Origin of the sequence: Alcaligenes sp. Lyrl_28, assembly GCF_051948705.1 — a bacterium.
GTDB lineage: Bacteria > Pseudomonadota > Gammaproteobacteria > Burkholderiales > Burkholderiaceae_B > Alcaligenes > Alcaligenes ammonioxydans.
Map to the genome: position 1 here is coordinate 1 of NZ_JAYJLG010000011.1, position 21,881 is coordinate 21,881.

Sequence of the window (21,881 nt, forward strand, 5' to 3'; positions counted from 1 at the left end):
AAAAAGAGTAGTAATTTTGGGCGAAAGAGGTTAATATCCTCTTTTGCCTAAAGGCCAAACATAGCAATTTAACGCGCTATGATTTGTCACGGTATAGGGGTATAGCTCAATTGGCAGAGCGTCGGTCTCCAAAACCGAAGGTTGAGGGTTCGATTCCTTCTGCCCCTGCCACCACAGTCACTCGCCACCATCTCGCGTGGCGTCACTCGTCGGAATATGTCGAATACCAACGTAGAAACCGTTAACCGAGGTTCCGAGCGCATCAAGCTGGGCCTAGCGGTCCTAGTCGTCGCCGCCGGTATTGTTGGCTATTCCGTTCTGGATGGCCAAAATTCACTGGTTCGCGCTGGGGTATTTGTAGCCAGCTTAATCGTTGCCGCATTGATCATCTGGTTTAGCGATACAGGCCGTCGTCTGGTCGCTTTTTCTCGTGATGCCTACACGGAAGTGCGACGCGTCCACTGGCCATCTCGTAAAGAAGCAACGCAAATGACGGGCATCGTCTTTGTGTTTGTTTCCGTTATGGCCATTTTGTTGTGGCTGATTGACAAAGGGCTCGGCTGGATCATTTATGGCCTGTTGCTGGGCTGGAAATAAAGGGCACACATGAGCAAACGCTGGTATGTGGTTCACGTTTATTCCGGCATGGAAAAAAGCGTGCACAAGGCTCTGGTGGAGCGCATTGAACGCGCTGAACTCCAAGAAGCGTTTGGTCGCATTCTGGTTCCATCGGAAGAAGTCGTTGAAGTAAAGAACGGCAAGAAATCAATTACAGAGCGACGTATTTACCCTGGTTACGTCCTGGTCGAGATGGCCTTGACCGACGAAACCTGGCACTTGGTAAAAAGTACGCCGCGAGTCACCGGCTTTTTGGGCGGTTCCGGTAACCGTCCCGCTCCTATCTCCGAGCGCGAAGTGGAAAAACTCCTGTCGCAAATGGAAGAGGGCGTTGAGAAGCCACGGCACAAAGTGCTGTTTGAGGTTGGCGAACTGGTACGCGTCAAGGACGGTCCGTTTGCAGATTTCAACGGTAACGTCGAAGAAGTTAACTACGAGAAAAACAAGGTTCGTGTCACCGTTACCATTTTCGGCCGCGCTACCCCTGTCGAACTCGATTTCGATCAAGTCGAAAAGACCTGATTAACTACAACCCCCGGGAAGCCTGTCGCAGCCTGCGTCAGGCGTCATCACCCGCAAGGAGCTAAGCATGGCGAAGAAAATCGTCGGCTTTATCAAGCTGCAAGTCCCAGCTGGTAAGGCAAACCCATCCCCTCCAATCGGTCCAGCGCTGGGTCAGCGCGGTCTGAACATCATGGAATTCTGCAAGGCGTTCAACGCCCAGACACAGGGTCTGGAACCCGGTCTGCCTATTCCTGTGGTGATCACCGCTTTTGCTGACAAGAGCTTCACGTTCATCATGAAGACTCCTCCAGCAACCATCCTGATCAAAAAGGCTGCTGGCATCAAATCCGGTTCTGCACGTCCTAACGCGGACAAAGTCGGTACGCTGACTCGCGCTCAGGCTGAAGAAATCGCCAAGACCAAACAACCCGACCTGACCGCCGCCGATCTGGACGCCGCTGTGCGTACCATCGCTGGCAGCGCTCGCAGCATGGGCATCAACGTTGAAGGGGTGGTGTAAATCATGGCTAAAGTAAGCAAACGCGCAGCCGCTATTGCTGCCAAGATCGACCGCAACAAGTTCTACCCTGTGGCCGAAGCTCTGGCCCTGGTAAAAGAAACGGCCACTGCCAAGTTTGACGAGTCCATCGATATCGCTGTTCAGCTGGGCATCGATCCCCGTAAGTCCGACCAACTGGTTCGTGGCTCGGTGGTTCTGCCTGCTGGTACCGGCAAGACTGTTCGTGTTGCCGTTTTCGCCCAAGGTGAAAAAGCTGACGCCGCTCGTGAAGCAGGCGCCGACATCGTCGGTCTGGACGACCTGGCCGAACAGATCAAAGCCGGTCAAATGGACTTTGATGTTGTGATCGCCTCGCCCGACACGATGCGTGTTGTGGGTACCCTGGGTCAGGTTCTGGGTCCTCGCGGCCTGATGCCAAACCCCAAAGTGGGTACGGTAACGCCTGACGTTGCTACCGCTGTCAAAAATGCCAAGGCTGGTCAGGTTCAGTACCGTACTGACAAGGCCGGTATCATTCACAGCACCATCGGTCGTGCCTCGTTCAATGTTGAACAGCTGCAGACCAACCTGGTTGCTCTGGTTGATGCCTTGAACAAGGCTCGTCCAGCCGCTGCCAAGGGTGTTTACCTGCGCAAGGTTGCCGTGTCCTCCACCATGGGTGGCGGTGCACGTGTTGAAATTGCATCTCTGACTGCTTAATCCACAGTTAGAAAAAAAGAACTTTGGGCTGTGACCCTGTTTACAGGGTCATTGCTGTCAAAGACCGTTGGAGCAGTCAGGCTGACATAGCTGGCTACTTAATCAGGGCAAATGTCCTATCCAGCGTAGACGGCGCCCGTGGAAGAATTCGTTATAGAACTCGTCCAGGTGCGCCGCATTCGGTTGATGTTGGGAAGCCTTCCCGACATCGTTTGAAGGAGTGTTCAACCGTGAGTCTCAATCGTGAAGAGAAAGCGGTAGTCATCGAAGAAGTCACTGCCGAACTGGCAAAGGCCCAATCGATCATTATCGCCGAGTACCGTGGTCTGGACGTCGCTTCTGCTACCGTATTGCGCAAAAAAGCGCGTGAGTCTGGCGTGTACCTGCGTGTGTTGAAAAACACGCTGGTTCGTCGTTCGCTGACAGGTACCTCGTTTGACGGTATCTCCAGCCAGCTCGTGGGTCCTCTGATGTACGCCATCAGTGAAGATCCTGTGGCTGCGGCGAAAGTCGTTGCAGATTTTGCCAAGACCAATGACAAATTGGTCATCATGGGCGGTGCGCTGCCCAATAGCGTTCTGAGTGCTGATGGTGTTAAGGCTCTGGCCACAATGCCCTCGCGTGACGAATTGCTGGCGAAACTGCTGGGCACCATGCAAGCACCTATCGCTACTTTTGTGCGTACGCTTAACGAAGTTCCCACCAAGTTTGTTCGCGGCCTGGCGGCTGTGCGCGATCAGAAAGAAGCTGCGTAAGCTGTTTTCTTTCAGGAAACTTCGTCGTTGCGAACGACAACCAAACCTGGCATTTACCTAATATCTGGAGTTCTTAAAAATGGCTACTAAAGCTGAAATCCTTGACGCCATCGGCGCAATGTCCGTGCTCGAACTGTCCGAGCTGATCAAAGAAATGGAAGAAAAATTCGGTGTGTCGGCTGCTGCCGCCGCTGTTGCTGTTGCAGCTCCTGCTGCTGGTGGCGCTGCTGCTGCCGCTGAAGAGCAAACCGAATTTACCGTGTTCCTGGCTGACGTTGGCGCAAACAAAGTTAGCGTCATTAAAGTCGTGCGCGAAATCACCGGTCTGGGCCTGAAAGAAGCCAAAGATCTGGTTGACGGTGCTCCTAAGGCTGTTAAAGAAGGCCTGTCCAAAGCTGATGCTGAAGACGCTCAGAAGAAGCTGGAAGAAGCTGGCGCCAAGATCGAGCTCAAGTAAGAGTATCGATAGATGCCCGGGAATGCGTTTCAAGCCTTCCCGGGCTTTTGCGTTTCCAGAAAACCCACGATTTTTAATTAGTATTGTAGAAAGTCGGGTTTTTTAGAGTCGTAAACCAGGGCCGTGGTTGACGGTCCGTGTAACCCTTGAGTCGGAGTGCTCATGCCTTATTCGTACACCGAAAAAAAGCGCATACGCAAGAGCTTCGCCAAACGTGAAGACGTACAGCAGGTTCCTTACCTGTTGGCTACCCAGCTGCATTCTTTCAGAACCTTCTTGCAGAAGGACACGCCGCCTTCGCAGCGTAAGGTTGAAGGCCTGCAGGAAGCTTTCAGTTCCATATTTCCAATAGTAAGCCATAACCAAATGGCGCGGCTAGAGTTCGTGAGCTATACGCTCGGCGAACCGGTGTTCGACGTCAAAGAGTGTCAACTTCGTGGTTTGACCTATGCCTCCCCCTTGCGGGCGAAGGTTCGTCTGGTCCTGATGGACCGCGAGGTGAGCAAGCCTACCGTCAAGGAAGTAAAAGAGCAAGAGGTCTACATGGGCGAAATGCCCCTGATGACCGATAACGGCTCTTTTGTGATCAACGGTACCGAACGAGTCATCGTTTCCCAGCTGCACCGTTCTCCCGGTGTGTTCTTTGAACACGACCGCGGTAAAACGCACAGCTCGGGCAAGTTGCTGTTCTCGGCTCGCGTGATTCCTTACCGTGGTTCCTGGCTGGACTTCGAGTTCGATCCTAAGGACATTCTGTTCTTCCGTATCGACCGTCGTCGCAAAATGCCTGTGACCATCTTGCTAAAGGCCATTGGCCTGACGCCAGAACAGATCCTGGCGCACTTCTTCGAGTTCGATCACATCGAACTGCATCAGGAAGGCGGCAAGCTGCAATTCGTTCCAGAACACTGGAAGGGCGAGGTTGCCCGTTTCGACATTACCGATCGTGATGGTCGCGTACTGGTTGAAAAGGACAAGCGCATCAATGCCAAGCATTTGCGCGACCTGCAAGCAGCCAAGATCGAATACATTTCCATCCCGGAAGATTTCCTTCTGGGTCGTGTGCTGGCCAAGAACATCATCAACGCCGAAACCGGCGAGGTGATTGCCAACGCCAACGACGAAATCACCGAATCCATTCTGGCCGAAATGCGCGCAGCCAATGTGCGTGACTTCGAGACCCTGTACATCAATGAACTGGATCAGGGCGGCTTTATCTCCCTGACCCTGCGCACTGACGAGACGGCGGATTCCAATGCAGCCCGTATCGCGATCTATCGCATGATGCGTCCCGGCGAGCCACCAACCGAAGAAGCGGTTGAGGCCCTGTTCAACCGTCTGTTCTACAGCGAAGAGTCCTACGACTTGTCGCGTGTGGGTCGCATGAAGGTCAACAGCCGTCTGGGTCGTGGTGACAGCATTGAAGGTCCCATGACCCTGACCGACGAAGATATTCTGGACACCATTCAGGTGCTGGTGAATCTGCGTAACGGCCGCGGTCAGATCGACGATATCGATCACCTGGGTAACCGTCGTGTTCGTTGCGTGGGCGAATTGGCCGAGAACCAGTTCCGCGCCGGTCTGGTGCGTGTGGAGCGTGCTGTTAAGGAACGTCTGGGCCAGGCCGAGACCGAAAACCTGATGCCGCACGATCTGATCAACTCCAAGCCTATCTCTGCGGCCGTCAAGGAATTCTTCGGTTCCAGCCAGCTGTCGCAATTTATGGACCAAACCAACCCGCTGTCCGAAATCACGCACAAGCGTCGTGTTTCGGCTCTGGGCCCTGGTGGTCTGACGCGTGAACGTGCGGGCTTTGAGGTGCGCGACGTGCACCCCACCCACTACGGTCGCGTGTGCCCGATTGAAACGCCTGAAGGTCCAAACATTGGTCTGATCAACTCCATGGCGCTGTACGCTCGTCTGAACGAGTACGGCTTTCTGGAAACACCGTACCGCAAGATTGTTGACGGTAAGGTCAGCGAGCAGATCGATTACCTGTCGGCCATTGAAGAAAGCAATTACGTCATCGCTCAGGCTAACGCCGAGTTGACCGAAGACGGTGCTTTTGCAGATGATCTGGTTGCCTGCCGTGAGGCGGGTGAAACCATGATGACGGCGCCAGAGAACATCCATTACATGGACGTGGCTCCGTCGCAGATCGTGTCTGTGGCTGCGTCGCTGATTCCGTTCCTGGAGCACGATGACGCCAACCGAGCACTGATGGGCGCCAACATGCAGCGTCAGGCAGTTCCTTGCCTGCGCCCTGAGAAGCCTCTGGTCGGTACCGGTATCGAACGTACGGTAGCGGTTGACTCGGGTACGACCGTACAAGCCCGTCGTGGCGGTGTGGTGGTGGACGTTGATGCACAACGCGTGGTTATTCGTGTGCACGATGACGAGAACGTGGCAGGTGAGGTCGGTGTAGATATCTACAACATGACCAAATACACCCGTTCCAACCAGAACACCAACATCAACCAGCGTCCTATCGTCAAACGTGGCGATATCGTGGCGCGTGGTGACGTGCTGGCTGACGGCGCATCGACTGACCTGGGCGAATTGGCGCTGGGTCAGAACATGCTGATCGCCTTTATGCCCTGGAACGGCTACAACTTCGAGGACTCGATTCTGATCTCCGAGAAGGTCGTGGCTGACGATCGCTACACGTCGGTTCACATTGAAGAACTGACGGTGGTTGCCCGTGACACGAAGCTGGGACCTGAGGATATCACTCGCGATATCAGCAACCTGTCCGAAACTCAGCTGAACCGTCTGGACGATTCCGGCATTGTGTACATCGGCGCCGAAGTGCGTGCCGACGACGTGCTGGTCGGTAAAGTGACACCCAAGGGTGAAACTCAGCTGACCCCAGAAGAAAAGCTGCTGCGCGCCATTTTTGGTGAAAAAGCCTCCGACGTTAAAGACACCTCCCTGCGCGTGCCTTCGGGTATGGTCGGTACGGTGATCGACGTCCAAGTCTTTACCCGTGAAGGTATCGAGCGTGACAAGCGCGCCCAGTCCATCATTGATGATGAACTGCGTCGCTACCGTCAGGACCTGAACGACCAGCTGCAAATCGTTGAAGACGACGCCTTTGACCGTGCCTTGAAGTTCCTGGTCGGTAAAACCGTCAACGGTGGTCCCCGCAAGCTGCCCAAGGGCACTGAGCTGACCGCTGAATACCTGAACGATCTGGATCGCTGGCAGTGGTTCGACATCCGTCTGGCTGACGAGCAGCATGCACTGGTGCTGGAGCACACCAAGGAATCCTTGGAGCAGAAGCGTCACCAGTTCGACTTGGCTTTTGAAGAAAAGCGCAAGAAGCTGACCCAAGGCGACGAACTGCCTCCTGGCGTGCTGAAAATGGTCAAGGTTTACTTGGCTGTGAAGCGTCGTCTGCAGCCTGGTGACAAGATGGCCGGTCGTCACGGTAACAAGGGTGTGGTTTCCCGCATCGTTCCCGTGGAAGACATGCCGCACATGGCTGACGGTACCCCCGTGGACATCGTGCTGAACCCGCTGGGCGTGCCTTCGCGTATGAACGTGGGTCAGGTTCTGGAAGTGCACCTGGGTTGGGCTGCCAAGGGTATTGGCCACCGCATCAACGACATGATGCAAGAGGAAAAGAACGTGCAGGTTTCCGAACTGCGTGCGTTCCTGGACAAGGTCTACAACACGACCGGCAAGAAAACTCGTATTAACGAGTTGACTGACGAGGAAGTGATGAACCTGGCCACCAACTTGCAAAAAGGTCTGCCTCTGGCCACCCCTGTGTTCGACGGTGCCACCGAACAGGAAATCGACCAGATGTTGCGTCTGGCCTATCCTGACGATATCGCCGAGAAGCTGCAGCTGGCACCCCACCGCACCCAGGTCCGCCTGTTTGACGGTCGTACCGGCGAAGCCTTTGAACGCATGGTCACCGTAGGCTACATGCACTACCTGAAGCTGCATCACCTGGTCGATGACAAGATGCACGCCCGTTCCACCGGCCCATACTCGCTGGTTACTCAGCAGCCGCTGGGTGGTAAGGCGCAGTTCGGTGGTCAGCGCTTCGGGGAGATGGAAGTCTGGGCGCTGGAAGCCTATGGCGCCGCCTACACCCTGCAGGAAATGCTCACGGTTAAATCCGACGACATCGCCGGCCGTACCAAGGTCTACGAGAATATTGTCAAGGGTGACCACGTGATCGACGCCGGTATGCCGGAGTCCTTTAACGTTCTGGTCAAGGAAATCCGTTCCTTGTCCCTGGACATGGATTTGGAGCGTAAATAATGAAAGCGCTACTCGATCTCTTTAAACAAGTCACTCAGGACGAGCAGTTCGATGCCATCAAGATCGGCATCGCCTCGCCCGAGAAAATCCGGTCCTGGTCTTTCGGCGAAGTCCGCAAGCCAGAGACCATCAACTATCGCACTTTCAAACCTGAGCGTGATGGTCTGTTTTGCGCCAAGATTTTTGGTCCCATCAAGGACTACGAATGTTTGTGCGGCAAGTACAAGCGTCTGAAGCATCGTGGCGTCATTTGCGAGAAGTGTGGCGTTGAAGTCACCGTCTCCAAAGTACGTCGCGAGCGTATGGGTCACATTGAACTGGCCTGCCCGGTTGCTCACATCTGGTTCCTGAAGAGCCTGCCATCCCGTCTGGGCATGGTGCTGGACATGACCCTGCGTGACATCGAGCGCGTGCTGTACTTTGAAGCCTGGTGCGTGATCGAACCTGGTATGACCCCGCTCAAGCGCGGTCAGATCATGTCCGACGACGATTTCCTGGCCAAGACCGAAGAATACGGTGACGACTTCCACGCCCTGATGGGTGCGGAAGCCGTGCGCGAACTGCTGCGTACTATCGACATCGATCGCGAAGTCGAGCGCCTGCGTGCCGAACTGAAAGCCACTGGCTCGGATGCCAAGATCAAGAAGATCTCCAAGCGTCTGAAAGTGCTGGAAGGCTTCCAGAAATCCGGCATCAAGCCAGACTGGATGATCATGGAAGTGCTGCCCGTGCTGCCACCGGACCTGCGTCCGCTGGTACCACTGGACGGCGGCCGTTTTGCGACTTCCGACCTGAACGATCTGTACCGCCGCGTCATCAACCGTAATAACCGTTTGAAGCGTCTGTTGGAACTGAAGGCTCCGGACATCATCTTGCGCAACGAAAAACGTATGCTGCAAGAGTCCGTGGACTCCTTGCTGGATAACGGTCGTCGCGGCAAAGCCATGACCGGCGCCAACAAGCGTCAACTCAAGTCCCTGGCCGACATGATCAAGGGCAAGAGCGGTCGTTTCCGTCAGAACCTGCTGGGCAAGCGCGTGGACTACTCCGGTCGTTCCGTGATTGTGGTGGGTCCTCAGTTGAAGCTGCACCAGTGCGGTCTGCCCAAGCTGATGGCGCTGGAACTGTTCAAGCCTTTCATTTTCAATCGTCTGGAATTGATGGGTCTGGCTACGACCATCAAGGCAGCCAAGAAGCTGGTGGAAAGCCAGGAACCGGTCGTGTGGGACATCCTCGAAGAGGTGATCCGCGAGCATCCCGTGATGCTGAACCGTGCGCCTACGCTGCACCGTTTGGGTATTCAGGCTTTTGAACCGGTCCTGATTGAAGGTAAAGCGATTCAACTGCACCCCCTGGTGTGTGCCGCCTTTAACGCTGACTTTGACGGTGACCAGATGGCCGTTCACGTGCCGCTGTCGCTGGAAGCCCAGCTGGAAGCGCGCACCCTGATGCTGGCCTCCAACAACGTGCTGTTCCCCGCCAACGGCGAACCTTCCATTGTTCCTTCCCAGGATATCGTGTTGGGTCTGTACTATGCGACCCGCGAACTGGTGAACGGCAAGGGCGAAGGCTTGTTCATGGCCGACGTGGCTGAAGTTCAGCGCGCCTATGACAACAAGGAAGTCGAGCTGCAAACTCGTCTGACCGTCCGTATCGAAGAATTCGAGAAGGGCGAAGACGGTGAGTGGGTCAAGACCATCAAGCGTTACGAGACGACGGCTGGCCGTGCCTTGCTGTCCGAAATTCTGCCCAAGGGCATGCCTTTCAGCGCCTTGAATCGTGCGTTGAAAAAGAAAGAAATTTCGCGCCTGATCAACCAGTCTTTCCGTCGCTGCGGCCTGCGTGCCACTGTGATTTTTGCCGACAAGTTGATGCAGTCCGGTTTCCGTCTGGCAACCCGTGGCGGCATTTCCATCGCCATGAACGACATGGTGGTGCCTGCTGTCAAGGAAAGCATCCTGGCCCAGGCGAGCAACGAGGTCAAAGAAATTGACAAGCAGTACTCCTCGGGTCTGGTGACCGCTCAGGAACGCTACAACAACGTGGTGGACATCTGGGGTAAAGCCGGTGACCGCGTGGGCAAGGCCATGATGGAGCAGCTGGCTTCCGAGCCAGTGATCAACCGTTTTGGTGAAGAAGTACGTCAAGAGTCCTTCAACTCCATCTACATGATGGCGGACTCCGGTGCTCGTGGTTCGGCTGCACAGATTCGTCAGCTGGCCGGTATGCGTGGTCTGATGGCCAAGCCTGATGGCTCCATTATTGAAACGCCTATTACCGCGAACTTCCGTGAAGGTCTGAACGTACTGCAGTACTTTATTTCGACTCACGGTGCGCGTAAGGGTCTGGCCGACACGGCCTTGAAGACGGCTAACTCCGGTTACCTGACGCGTCGTCTGGTCGACGTGACGCAAGATCTGGTCATTACCGAAGACGATTGCGGCACCAAGGGCGGCTACACCATGAAAGCCATCCTGGATGGTGGTGAGGTTATCGAGCCCCTGCGCGATCTGATTCTGGGCCGTGTCGCTTCGACCGATATCGTCAATCCTGACAATCAGGAACTGGTCATCCCCGCCGGCACCTTGCTGAACGAGGACCTGGTCGACCTGATCGACAATCTGGGTATTGATGAAGTCAAGATCCGTACTCCGCTGACTTGCGAAACCCGTCACGGTTTGTGCGCAAGCTGCTACGGTCGTGATCTGGGCCGCGGTATGCTGGTTAACCGTGGTGAAGCTATCGGTGTTATTGCTGCTCAGTCCATCGGTGAACCGGGTACCCAGCTGACCATGCGTACGTTCCACATTGGTGGTGCGGCTTCGCGTGCAGCGCTGGCAAGCTCGGTGGAAACCAAGACGGCTGGTACGGTCGGCTTTGAAATCGGTCTGCGCTACGTGACCAACGCCAAGGGCGAACGTGTTGCGATCTCCCGTTCCGGTGAAATCGTCATTTTTGACGACAACCGCCGCGAGCGCGAACGCCACAAAGTGCCTTACGGTGCCACCATTACGGTGGGCGATGGCGAAGCGATCAAGGCTGGTCAGCGCCTGGCTAGCTGGGACCCGCTGACCCGTCCTATCGTGTCCGAGTACACCGGTACCGTTCGCTTCGAGAACATCGAAGAAGGCGTGACCGTGGCTCGTCAGGTGGACGAAGTAACCGGTCTGTCGACTCTGGTTGTGATCACTCCCAAGACACGTGGTGGCAAGATCACCATGCGTCCACAGATCAAGCTGCTGAACGAGCAAGGTCAGGAGATCAAGATCGCGGGTACCGATCACATGGTCAATATCTCCTTCCCGGTGGGCGCGCTGATTACCGTTCGCGACGGTCAGCAAGTGTCCGTGGGTGAGATTCTGGCGCGTATTCCTCAGGAATCGCAAAAGACTCGGGATATTACCGGTGGTCTGCCACGTGTGGCCGAACTGTTCGAAGCTCGTTCGCCCAAGGACGCCGGTCTGCTGGCCGAAGTTACGGGTACGGTTTCCTTCGGTAAAGACACCAAGGGCAAACAGCGTCTGGTCATTACCGACCTGGACGGCGTCAGCCACGAGTTCCTGATTCCGAAGGAAAAACAGGTTCTGGCTCACGACGGTCAAGTGGTGAACAAGGGCGAGATGATTGTGGACGGCCCAGCCGATCCGCACGACATCCTGCGCTTGAAGGGTATCGAGAAGCTGGCTAACTACATTGTTAACGAAGTGCAGGACGTCTACCGTCTGCAAGGTGTGAAGATCAACGACAAGCACATTGAAGTGATTGTTCGTCAGATGCTGCGCCGCGTGAACATTGTGGATGCCGGTGATACCAACTTCATCACGGGTGAACAGGTTGAACGCTCCGAACTGCTGAACGAGAACGATCGCGTCCTGGCTGAAAACGGTATCCCTGCTACGTACGAAAACGTACTGCTGGGTATTACCAAGGCTTCGCTGTCGACCGACTCCTTCATCTCGGCGGCTTCCTTCCAGGAAACCACTCGCGTGTTGACCGAAGCGGCCATTATGGGCAAAACCGACGATCTGCGTGGTCTGAAAGAAAACGTGATCGTGGGCCGTCTGATTCCTGCTGGTACCGGTATGGCTTTCCATTCCGCCCGCAAGGAAAAAGAAGCCTTTGAAATGGCAGAGCGCAAAGCAGCCCGTGAACTGGAGAACCCATTCGCGTCGGCTCCTGAGCCTTCGGACGATCCCGTCTTTGTGTCGGGTGCGACCGAGCCTGAGCAGCAGCCTCAAGCCCCTGAAGGCGAACAGGAATAAACGACCATGCAGGATTCCCACCCGGCTTACACAGGGGGTGGGGAACCAGCAGGATAGTCGGCATATAACTGGATCGCCCAGTAAAAAACCCCACATGGCTTTGCCACGTGGGGTTTTTTTATGGCCGTCTAGCGGCTGCAAGCAACGTATTAGCTGCCCAGCTTGATTTCGCCAGTCATGATGCTCCAGTGGCCGGGGAAAGAGCAGAAGAACGCGTAGTCTTCGCCTTCTTTCAGCTTGGAGACGTCAAAAGTGACGGAGGTGCTTTCGCCACCACCGATCACGTCGGTGTGAGCGATAACGCGCTCGTCACCCGCTTTGACGTAGTTGTTGTCCAGGCCGGCTTTCATCCCGTCAGTGGCAACTGCGCTTTCGTCGGATTTTTTCGAGACAACCACGTTGTGGCCCATGGCTGCTTTGGGCAGCTTGCCGGTGTGTTTCAGGTTGATCGTGAATTCCTTGCATGTCTTGTCAACAACGATGCTCTTGGTGTTGAACTGCATGGAGTCATTGCCTTCAATGCTGACGTCGCACGCAGCAAAAGCAGGCACGCTAGCCAATCCAAGAACGGCTGTAAAAGCGATTTTGGCAAACATTCTAGTAACTCCTCGAAAACAGACTTAAAAATGGAACGGGACACCCAAGTGTTGTTCCGGTCTTACAGCATAGACTGTCGCGCACTCAAGGTGCTTAACAAAACGTAGACCCGGACTATTTTACCGGCTTATGTTGCCCCGTCAGAGCTCGCAAATGATTTGTTTTCTCATCGTTTGATGTGGCTCTAACAGCTTTGCTCTATCGCCTCCTGGGTGCTTGACGGCTGGCGTGGACTGGCTTGTGCTTTTTGCAAGCTCAGGCTCCACCCAAGTGCGTAATGACATTTAGCAATGCGGCTGCTGCAATCAGGCACAGCAGCAGGCCGCAGAGCCGTTGCACATAGGGAAGATATTTTTCAATGTGGTGTTGCCAATGGGGATGTCCGATTAGTAGGGTCAGGAACAAGTCCCAGATCAGCACGGTCAGAAACATCCACAAACCCAGTAGCATCTGCACATGGGTGTCGGTATGGCGACTGGCCAGCACGGAGGCCAGGCTGGCATAGAACAGGGCGTTCTTTGGGTTCAGTAGCCCTGATAGCAGACCTAGCAGAGCATGGCGCCACCACCCGCCTGGGCAAGAAGCCGTGGCGGGGAGCCGATGCCGCGACGAGGGGCGACGGGCTGCCTGCAGAAATTTCACGCCTAAATACAGCAGATACAGTCCACCGGTGGTTTGCATCAGCAAAAAGAGCGGACTGTTGAGGCTGAGTCGGGCAAAGCCGGTCAGGGCCAGAGCGATATAAATCCCATTAGCCAGGGCGACGCCGGCGCAGACACCGCTTGCGACTCGTCGTCCATGGGTCAAGGTACTGTGGGTAATCAGGAAAAAATCTGGGCCTGGCGAAAGAAGTGCCAGAAAATGGGTGCTGGCGATCAGCAAGAACAGGGACACGGCGGTATATCCAGACAAAAAATGCAGTGTGCCCGGACAGGAAAGGCGCCGTATTGAATAAAAGTGCGTCTGTCTCCTCGTTGCGGTGGCGGGGAGAGCGGGAGATCGGCATTAGCCGCGATATTGCCCGGGGGTGACGCCGGTATAGAGTTTGAAAACGCGCTGAAAATGGCTTTGATCGGCAAAACCCAGACGATAGGCAATGTCTGCCAGCCCGTCCCCTTCCCGTAAGGCATGGCGAGCCAGATTGACACGTTGATTCAGTTGCCAGCGCTGCGGCGTCAGACCCGTGTGGCGACGAAAGGCTCGAATGAGCTGATAGCGGCTCAGCCCTGTTTCCTGAGCCAGCTCGTGCAGGGGCACAGTGGCTAGCTGGCCTTCAATCCAGCGTTTCAGGGTTTTTTGCAACAGGGGGCTGGGCGGAGGCGAAGGCACCAGGAGTTGAGCCTGATCTGGCCAGTGATGGAGCAAAAAGTCGATCAGTGCCGCCTCTTTGTTCAGTACGGAGGCCTCAGAGAACAAGACTGTGTTCAGCTCACAGTAGGCGGCATAAAGCGAGGGCTGGTGACTGACACGAACAGGCTCTGCGGTCTTGGGCCTGAACCCTGTGCTTTCTTGCCATAACTGTTCCAGCCATGTCGCGTCCAGGTGCAGCATCTGGTAGCTCCAGGTCTGGTCAGGTCGAGGGTTGCAGGCGTGGCTGCGATGGGCCGGGATCAAGACGACTGAACCCGGAGCAAGCGGCACGGGGCCGCCAGGTGCTCCGCTAAAGATACTGCCACCTGCGTCGACTGCGCCAATCGAATAGGTGGGGTGACTGTGTTGCTGGTAACAGACCCGGCTGTCGCAGGCACGGCGACTTTCCACATAAGGCAAGGCCGGGTCACGCCAGAACTCAGTCTTCATCGCTACTATCCAGGCGGGGCAGGGAGACGATAAAGGTACAGCCCTGTTCACGCGTGCTATCGAGCACGATATCGCCATCATGTTTGTTGATTACGGTTTTTACAAACGCCAAGCCCAGTCCGCTACCCGAAGGGGCGCCTGCTGTATTTTCATGGGCCCGGTGATAAGGCTCAAAAATACTTGCCCGTTTATCTGCCGGTACACCCCAGCCTTGGTCCATGACCCGGACCTGCACGGTTTGCGGTTCGGCAATCAGGTCTATGTCGATCCGATTGCCGTCTGGCCCGTATTTGATGGCGTTTTGAATCAGATTGGTAAAAGCGCGGCGCAGCATGGGAGCATTGCCCTTTATCCATATCAGATCCGAATCATTCAGATTCAGACTGATGGAGCGTTTGTTGGCGCTGGCCCAGGCATCATCCAGACAGTCTGCCAGCAAATCAGGCAGGCTCAAGGGGCTCAGCACCATTTCCATGGCTTCGGCTCGCGCCAGGCTGATGAAGTTGTCGACCAGTTCTAGGGTCTGCTCGGCATAACCCTCCATCTTGTGCAGGAATTGATCGGGTGGCAGTTTACTTTGATCCTGACGCTGTAAGCTGGTCAAGGCCAGAATAGAGTTTTGAGGCGCCCGCATATCATGTGAAATGAAGCGCAATGTCTCTTCCCGCTTGGTTTGTGCCTGACGCAACAAATTAATGGACTTGTGCAGCTGGGTCAGTCGATGGGGAAGGTTGCGCGTACTTAGACCGGACAGGCGCTCGTTCAGCGCTGTCCTGACATCGGGGTACTCCAGTTGCAGCTTGTTCAGTTCCTCGGTCACCTGATTGAGCGCCGCTTCCTGACTGCGCCAGTGCCAAAGGGGATAGGCCAGCAGGACAGTCATCAGACTGGCCAAGGGTGGAATCCACAGATCAAAGGTGTGCATGGCCACCCAGTTCACCAGCAAAATGGCAATGACCAAGCCGATCAGGCCCAGCAAGGTTGCGCGCGGTGACAGATAAAACAGCACCTGACAAGCCAGCAGAACGGGCAGGCAACTGGCCAGGGCGATGAACCAGGCCGGGGGAGTGCGTATCCAGTTGTCGCTGCGGACGGCCTGTAAGGTATTGGCTAGAATTTCCACCCCGGACATGCTGCTCAGGCCGGCTTTGGATAAGGGAGTGGGGAAGGTGTCGCCCAGCCCACTCCCCCAGGCTCCAACCAATACATATTTGTCCTTGAAAAAGGAGGGCGGGATATCGCCATTGAGGACATTAAAGTAAGGGACGGTTTGAAAGTGCCCGCTGCGGCCCAGGAAAGGAATGTGGGGCGTGTCGGATTGGCTGGCGTTCAGGGCGTGCAGGGCCAGATCCACATCGTCGCCCGTCATCAACATGGCGATCGTGAAGTGCGGCAGAATCTGGTCAGAAGGGGTGAGTCGCTGCAGGGCGACGCGTCGTACCACCCCATCCGAATCGGGTTCGATGTTGATGTAGCCTGCCGCTTTTGCGGCCAGGCTCAGCATAGGAATCGCGGTATTGACTTCCTGGCGCTGGGTGTCATAAATCAAGGGCAGTACAACGCGCCCGTGTTGCTCAATCGCTTGGGCCAAGGCACGGTCATCACTGGGGTAGACAGGGTTGGGTTCCTGAAACACCAGATCGATGCCAACCGCGCGTGCCTGTGCAAGACGGCCGAGCAGTTGCGCATGATGGATACGTCGCCAAGGCCAGAATCCCAGTTGGGAAATGCTGTAGTCGTCGATGGCGACGATAACAATATCTGACGGGGCGGGCTGCGTGAATGCAGCCGCCATGGTGAAGTCGTAGATCAGGTTATTGAGTTTGCCCAGCGCACCATCATCACGCACGACGCTGAACAGCAGGGTCAGTAACATGAGCAAACCCGACACCAGATGCCACTCTTTCCGAATCCGGTCCGAGAGGAGCTTGTTGTTTTCAGGGGCCGGGCTGCTCATGCCGTCTGCCGTTCAGGTTCTAGAACTGCGTCAAGAGAATGGGGTCGCCAAAACGGTTGACCACGGCTTGGCCATCCGAGCTGGTCAGGCTGGCGGCGCCTTCAAAGCTTTCGATCGTATCCGGGCCCATCAGCCCGTGGCGGTCAATGGCACGTACGGTGACGTAGTAGGTGCCGGGGCGTGAGGCACCGAACTGTATCTCCGTAACTGTTGTAATGTCGCGCGACAGCAGCTTGGCGCCTTGCGGGTCGGTGGAGGTCTGGACCAGATAGGCCTGAGCACCGGGCACAGCTTGAATCGTACTGTTCCATTGACCACCGCGACGCTCAGGCTTGGAAATCTGCGGGGCAGGCAACAACGGCTGCAATGCCAGAATACTGCCGTCCGTGCCCACTGCGGCACCCTGATTCTGTTTCAAACTTGTAGGAGTGTCGCGCTGCTGCGTGCCCAGCTCGGCACGGCCCGTCAGCACTTCGCTGTGTGCCATGCCACGCTGGGTGCGAACGCGCATCTCGGTCCCACGTACCCCCGTAATGCTGACTGGGGTGCGCACTTCAAAGCGGCCCACTCCATTTTTTTCAGGTGAAACCCGCGATTCCACATCCCCGTCGTCCAGGGCAATGATCGAATCGGTCAGGCCCGTCCCCTCAAAGGCCCGCAGACGCGTCACATTTAGTGAAGCCTGAGCAGGCACACTGAGTTGACTGCCATCTTTCAGTTCCAGTGTCAGGTAGCCATTGCTGCCCGTCTGGATCAGATCCCCTTCCTGTAAATGCGTGGTCCCCGCGGCCAGAGTCTGACCATTGACCAGGATCTGGCCGGTCTGATGGGTGATGCGGGCTGGGGCGTCCACTTCCGGGATCATGCGAAACGGAATATGCAGCTCCTTGCCAATGGGCAGGCGATACGGATCGGCCACCGCATTCAAGCGCTGGATCTCGGACCAGTTGCGCCCTTGGCGTGTGTATGTCTGGGAAATGTCCAGCAGGGTGTCTCCGGCCAGAACTTTGTAGACAAAATTTTCGCCACGAGCGCCCGAAGGCTGGGCGGACACAAGACCGCCCCAGATCAAGCCGCAGACAAGGGGGGCGGCGATACGCAGATTAATCATAAAAAGTGGACTAGCTAGGGTCGGTCAAAAGTTCAAGGCGATAGCCCAGGGCGTAGGACGCGGTCAGGCGTACCCCGTTTTCAGGGCGCAGCTGGAGCTTGCGGCGTATATTGGACAAATGCGTGTCCAGCGTACGGGAGGTGGCCGGAATCTCCCGATTCCAGACGGCGGAGCTTAAAACATCACGCGAGAACAAACGGCCAGGATTGCGAAACAGCAAAAGAGCCAACTCGAACTCTTTGGGGGCCAGGGTAACAGTCTCACCGGACAGCATGATCTGACCTTGCTCGGGGAAAATATCGTAACCGGCAAACGAGAAGCGGCTGTCCTGTGTGACGGTGGTGTTCAAATCCAGACGTCGTACAGCGGCGTTGACGCGCGCCACCAGCTCTCCCTTGCGCACGGGCTTATTAATATAGTCGTCGGCACCGGCTTGCAAGCCGGTGACCAGATCCTCTTCCTGGGTACGGCTGGTCAGAAACAGAACGGGCATAGCATGACCCAGTGTGGTGCGAACCCAACGCAACACATCCAGGCCGCTGACATCCGGCAGTTCCCAGTCCAGCAGCAGTAAACCGAAATCGTGTGGCTTGGCCAGGGCGGCCAGCAGGTCTTTTCCTTGATGAAAGGAGCGACACTCATAGCCAGCCTCGGTCAAGATCCGGGCAATCAGTTCAGCCTGGACGAGGTCGTCTTCCAGGGAAGCGATGATCATGGGTATTGTCCTTGTCGCAGAAGTGCAATAGCCCTGCAGTATAACGATATGTAGATAGCGAGTGACCAAGTGCTTCCATGCGTGTGCCCTGACAACGGGAAAGAGCCGGATTGGCGCCCAAATCGTTGACCTATAAGGGTTTACTGTGGTAAATTTTAGAGCTTACTTTAAGGATCCTTTGCCGGTACACCTTGCAGTAATTTGATGGCAGCCCTGAATTTAGGGGCTGCGGGCACTTTTTTGGTGTCTGAAATCAAGCCCAAGCCATGTGCAAGACCGCTCTTTTTCGTGTTTTATGGGGAGTGGTATTGCGCAATGCCGCTTCCGGTCCGGGGTTTCAATACCCGCCAACTGGACGGCGTTTTTCAAAACATATACGTCAACCAGTACGTAAAGTACGTTATAGGATACGTAAAGGTCATGCCAACCATTAGCCAGCTCGTGCGTAAACCGCGCGAAGTCAGCCGCGTTAGCAGCAAGAGCCCCGCGCTCGAGAACTGCCCACAGCGCCGCGGTGTTTGCACACGTGTATACACCACGACCCCCAAGAAGCCTAACTCCGCTCTGCGTAAAGTCGCCAAAGTGCGCCTGACCAACGGCTTCGAAGTCATTTCTTACATCGGTGGTGAAGGCCACAACCTGCAAGAGCACTCGGTCGTTCTCGTCCGCGGTGGTCGTGTTAAAGACTTGCCAGGTGTGCGTTACCACATTGTTCGCGGTGCTCTTGACCTGCAAGGCGTCAAGGACCGTAAGCAAGCCCGCTCCAAGTACGGCGCCAAGCGTCCCAAGTAATCCATGTATCCATTGATCAGTTCTCTGATCTGGATCCGTGCAACCGTGGCCTGAGCGCCATGGTAGGTAAGTGGTCATTTGTCATGAATGGCCGAGACCGCATAACGCGGTTCAACTGAATAGTCACAAGGAAATAAAAATGCCTCGCCGTCGCGAAGTACCCAAACGTGAAATCCTACCTGACCCAAAATTTGGCAGCGTTGAGCTGGCCAAGTTCATGAACGTGGTCATGCTGTCCGGCAAGAAAGCTGTTGCCGAACGTATTGTTTATGGCGCGCTGGAACAAATTGCGCAGAAAACCGGCAAAGATCCGCTCGAAGTGTTTAATGCTGCCATCAATAATGTAAAACCTGTTGTTGAAGTGAAGAGCCGCCGTGTTGGTGGCGCTAACTACCAGGTACCTGTCGAAGTGCGTCCCGTGCGTCGTTTGGCTCTGGCCATGCGCTGGGTGCGTGAAGCCGCCAAGAAACGCGGTGAAAAATCGATGGACTTGCGCCTGGCCGGCGAATTGTCCGATGCGGCTGAAGGCCGTGGCGGTGCAATGAAAAAGCGTGAAGACACGCACAAGATGGCCGATGCTAACAAAGCATTCAGCCATTTCCGTTGGTAATCTGAGGACATATAATCATGGCCCGCAAAACCCCTATTCAGCGCTATCGCAACATCGGTATCTCGGCTCACATCGACGCCGGGAAAACGACCACTACCGAGCGCATCCTGTTCTACACCGGTGTGAACCACAAGCTGGGCGAAACCCACGAAGGTTCGGCCACCATGGACTGGATGGAGCAAGAGCAAGAGCGCGGGATCACCATTACCTCGGCTGCTACCACTGCTTTCTGGCGTGGTATGGCGGGCAATTATCCAGAGCACCGTATCAACATCATTGATACCCCCGGCCACGTTGACTTCACCATTGAAGTTGAGCGTTCCATGCGTGTGCTGGACGGCGCTTGCATGGTTTACTGCGCGGTGGGTGGTGTTCAGCCTCAGTCGGAAACCGTATGGCGTCAAGCCAACAAGTACGGTGTGCCTCGTCTGGCCTTCATCAACAAGATGGACCGCACGGGCGCAAACTTCTTCAAGGTTTACGACCAACTCAAGCTGCGTCTGAAAGCCCATCCTGTGCCTGTCGTTATCCCGATTGGCGCTGAAGAAGATTTCCAAGGCGTGGTTGACCTGATCAAGATGAAAGCCATCATCTGGGATCAAGCCAGCAACGGCGTGAAATTTGAATACACCGACATTCCTGCCGAGCTGCAAGCTTCGGCTGAAGAATGGCGTGAAAAAATGGTCGAGTCGGCTGCCGAAGCCAGCGAAGACCTGATGAACAAGTACCTGGAAAACGGTGACCTCTCCGAAGAGGACATCAACCTGGGTCTGCGTACACGTACCATTGCCTGCGAAATTCAGCCAATGCTGTGCGGTACCGCGTTCAAGAACAAAGGTGTGCAGCGCATGCTGGACGCCGTGATCGACTACCTGCCATCGCCAGTGGATATTCCTCCTGTCGAAGGTTCGGATGACGAAGGTAATGTCATTCATCGTAAAGCCAACGACGAAGAGCCGATGTCCGCTCTGGCGTTCAAGCTGATGACTGACCCCTTTGTTGGTCAATTGACCTTCGTGCGCGTTTACTCGGGCGTTCTGCGTTCGGGCGATACGGTCTACAACCCTATCAAGGGCAAGAAAGAGCGTATTGGCCGTATTTTGCAGATGCACGCAAACAACCGTGCCGAACTGAAAGAGCTGGTGGCCGGTGACATCGCCTCCGTGGTGGGCTTGAAAGACGTGACCACGGGTGAAACCCTGTGTGACGCCAGCCAGCACATCATTCTGGAACGCATGGAGTTCCCCGAGCCCGTGATTTCGCAGGCTGTGGAACCAAAAACCAAGTCCGACCAGGAAAAAATGGGCGTGGCCTTGTCCCGTCTGGCTCAGGAAGATCCATCTTTCCGCGTCAGCAGCGACGAAGAGTCCGGCCAGACCATTATTTCCGGTATGGGCGAGCTGCACCTGGAAGTTCTGGTAGACCGCATGCGCCGTGAATTCGGCGTGGAAGCCAACGTGGGCAAACCCCAAGTGGCTTACCGCGAAACCATCCGCAAGACTTGCGACGAAATCGAAGGTAAGTTCGTCAAACAGTCCGGTGGTCGTGGTCAGTACGGTCACGTGGTCCTCAAGCTGGAGCCGCTGGAAGCAGGCGGTGGCTTTGAGTTCGTTGACGCCATCAAGGGCGGTGTGGTTCCTCGCGAATACATTCCTGCTGTTGAAAAAGGTATTCGCGAAACCCTGTCCGCAGGTGTGGTCGCTGGTTACCCAGTGGTGGACGTCAAAGCTACGCTGTTCTTCGGTTCGTACCACGATGTGGACTCGAACGAAAACGCCTTCCGCATGGCCGCTTCGATGGCCTTCAAGGATGGTATGCGTAAGGCTGCCCCTGTTCTGCTGGAGCCAACCATGGCTGTTGAGGTTGAAACTCCTGAGGAATACGCCGGTACTGTGATGGGTGACTTGTCCTCCCGTCGCGGTATGGTTCAGGGCATGGACGATATCGTTGGTGGTGGCAAGATCATCAAGGCCGAGGTTCCTCTGGCCGAGATGTTCGGTTACTCGACCAGCCTGCGTTCGCAAACACAAGGTCGCGCTACGTACACGATGGAATTCAAGCAATATGCTGAAGCTCCAAAGAACGTAGCGGAAGAAGTGATCAGCGCTCGCGGTAAGTAATAGCAATATCAGCCCGCCTCATGGCGGGCTGCTCAACAATTTTTTTGTTTTCCTGTAAAACATAATTGGGATAAATCATGGCAAAAGGT

General features: G+C 55.6%; 17 protein-coding genes and 1 tRNA gene. 12 read left to right on the plus strand and 6 right to left on the minus strand.

What is annotated here, in order from left to right; all coding sequences use genetic code 11:
- The first annotated feature begins 95 nt into the window (after window positions 1-95).
- From VF694_RS16275 to rpoC, 9 genes are all read left to right on the plus strand, one after another.
- Window positions 96-171: transfer RNA gene (locus VF694_RS16275), tRNA-Trp, on the plus strand.
- A 45-nt stretch (window positions 172-216) separates the two neighbouring features.
- Window positions 217-597 carry a preprotein translocase subunit SecE gene (secE, locus tag VF694_RS16280; RefSeq protein WP_003800836.1) on the plus strand — a complete coding sequence of 127 codons (381 nt, stop codon included), beginning with the start codon at window positions 217-219 and terminating at the stop codon, window positions 595-597.
- 9 nt (window positions 598-606) lie between these two features.
- Window positions 607-1,140: a transcription termination/antitermination protein NusG gene (nusG, locus tag VF694_RS16285; protein ID WP_440164909.1), complete on the plus strand. Its 534-nt coding sequence runs from the start codon at window positions 607-609 to the stop codon at window positions 1,138-1,140.
- A 67-nt stretch (window positions 1,141-1,207) separates the two neighbouring features.
- On the plus strand, window positions 1,208-1,642 hold the full coding sequence (gene rplK / locus VF694_RS16290; protein ID WP_003800842.1) for a 50S ribosomal protein L11: 435 nt from the start codon (window positions 1,208-1,210) through the stop codon (window positions 1,640-1,642).
- Window positions 1,643-1,645: 3 nt separating this feature from the next.
- A complete protein-coding gene (gene rplA, locus VF694_RS16295) occupies window positions 1,646-2,341 on the plus strand; it encodes a 50S ribosomal protein L1 (RefSeq protein ID WP_003800844.1) in 696 nt (231 codons plus the stop codon).
- 230 nt (window positions 2,342-2,571) lie between these two features.
- Window positions 2,572-3,096, plus strand: a complete 525-nt coding sequence (gene rplJ, locus VF694_RS16300) for a 50S ribosomal protein L10 (RefSeq protein ID WP_003800845.1) — start codon at window positions 2,572-2,574, stop codon at window positions 3,094-3,096.
- Between the two features lie 79 nt (window positions 3,097-3,175).
- Complete coding sequence (rplL, locus tag VF694_RS16305) at window positions 3,176-3,553, plus strand: 50S ribosomal protein L7/L12 (protein WP_003800851.1); 378 nt, start codon at window positions 3,176-3,178, stop codon at window positions 3,551-3,553.
- Between the two features lie 162 nt (window positions 3,554-3,715).
- Window positions 3,716-7,828 carry a DNA-directed RNA polymerase subunit beta gene (gene rpoB / locus VF694_RS16310; RefSeq protein WP_440164910.1) on the plus strand — a complete coding sequence of 1,371 codons (4,113 nt, stop codon included), beginning with the start codon at window positions 3,716-3,718 and terminating at the stop codon, window positions 7,826-7,828.
- Window positions 7,828-12,090, plus strand: a complete 4,263-nt coding sequence (gene rpoC / locus VF694_RS16315; protein WP_003800854.1) for a DNA-directed RNA polymerase subunit beta' — start codon at window positions 7,828-7,830, stop codon at window positions 12,088-12,090. The genes rpoB and rpoC overlap by 1 nt, the downstream gene beginning before the upstream one ends.
- A gap of 149 nt (window positions 12,091-12,239) precedes the next feature.
- Here rpoC and azu read toward each other — a convergent pair whose 3' ends face one another.
- The 6 genes from azu to VF694_RS16345 all read right to left on the minus strand — a co-directional run bounded on the left by azu (window position 12,240) and on the right by VF694_RS16345 (window position 18,270).
- On the minus strand, window positions 12,240-12,686 hold the full coding sequence (azu, locus tag VF694_RS16320) for an azurin (protein WP_003800857.1): 447 nt from the start codon (window positions 12,684-12,686) through the stop codon (window positions 12,240-12,242).
- A gap of 256 nt (window positions 12,687-12,942) precedes the next feature.
- The gene (locus VF694_RS16325) at window positions 12,943-13,581 is read right to left on the minus strand and encodes a LysE family translocator (protein WP_003800860.1); all 639 of its coding nucleotides are present in this window, start codon (window positions 13,579-13,581) and stop codon (window positions 12,943-12,945) included.
- 111 nt (window positions 13,582-13,692) lie between these two features.
- On the minus strand, window positions 13,693-14,487 hold the full coding sequence (locus VF694_RS16330) for a helix-turn-helix transcriptional regulator (protein ID WP_003800862.1): 795 nt from the start codon (window positions 14,485-14,487) through the stop codon (window positions 13,693-13,695).
- Window positions 14,477-16,444, minus strand: a complete 1,968-nt coding sequence (locus VF694_RS16335; protein WP_003800865.1) for a CHASE2 domain-containing protein — start codon at window positions 16,442-16,444, stop codon at window positions 14,477-14,479. The genes VF694_RS16330 and VF694_RS16335 overlap by 11 nt, the downstream gene beginning before the upstream one ends.
- A 19-nt stretch (window positions 16,445-16,463) precedes the next feature.
- Entirely contained in the window at window positions 16,464-17,555 is a 1,092-nt protein-coding gene (locus tag VF694_RS16340) for a FecR family protein (protein WP_003800867.1), read from the minus strand.
- A 10-nt stretch (window positions 17,556-17,565) separates the two neighbouring features.
- Window positions 17,566-18,270 (minus strand): response regulator transcription factor, encoded by a 705-nt coding sequence (locus VF694_RS16345; protein ID WP_003800869.1) that lies wholly within the window; start codon window positions 18,268-18,270, stop codon window positions 17,566-17,568.
- Window positions 18,271-18,690: 420 nt separating this feature from the next.
- Here VF694_RS16345 and rpsL point away from each other — a divergent pair, with 420 nt between their 5' ends.
- The 3 genes from rpsL to fusA all read left to right on the plus strand — a co-directional run bounded on the left by rpsL (window position 18,691) and on the right by fusA (window position 21,792).
- Window positions 18,691-19,062, plus strand: coding sequence for a 30S ribosomal protein S12 (rpsL, locus tag VF694_RS16350; protein WP_003800872.1), 372 nt, complete (start codon window positions 18,691-18,693; stop codon window positions 19,060-19,062).
- Between the two features lie 139 nt (window positions 19,063-19,201).
- On the plus strand, window positions 19,202-19,672 hold the full coding sequence (rpsG, locus tag VF694_RS16355) for a 30S ribosomal protein S7 (RefSeq protein ID WP_003800875.1): 471 nt from the start codon (window positions 19,202-19,204) through the stop codon (window positions 19,670-19,672).
- Between the two features lie 17 nt (window positions 19,673-19,689).
- Window positions 19,690-21,792 (plus strand): elongation factor G, encoded by a 2,103-nt coding sequence (gene fusA / locus VF694_RS16360; protein WP_003800876.1) that lies wholly within the window; start codon window positions 19,690-19,692, stop codon window positions 21,790-21,792.
- The last annotated feature ends 89 nt before the right edge of the window (window positions 21,793-21,881 follow it).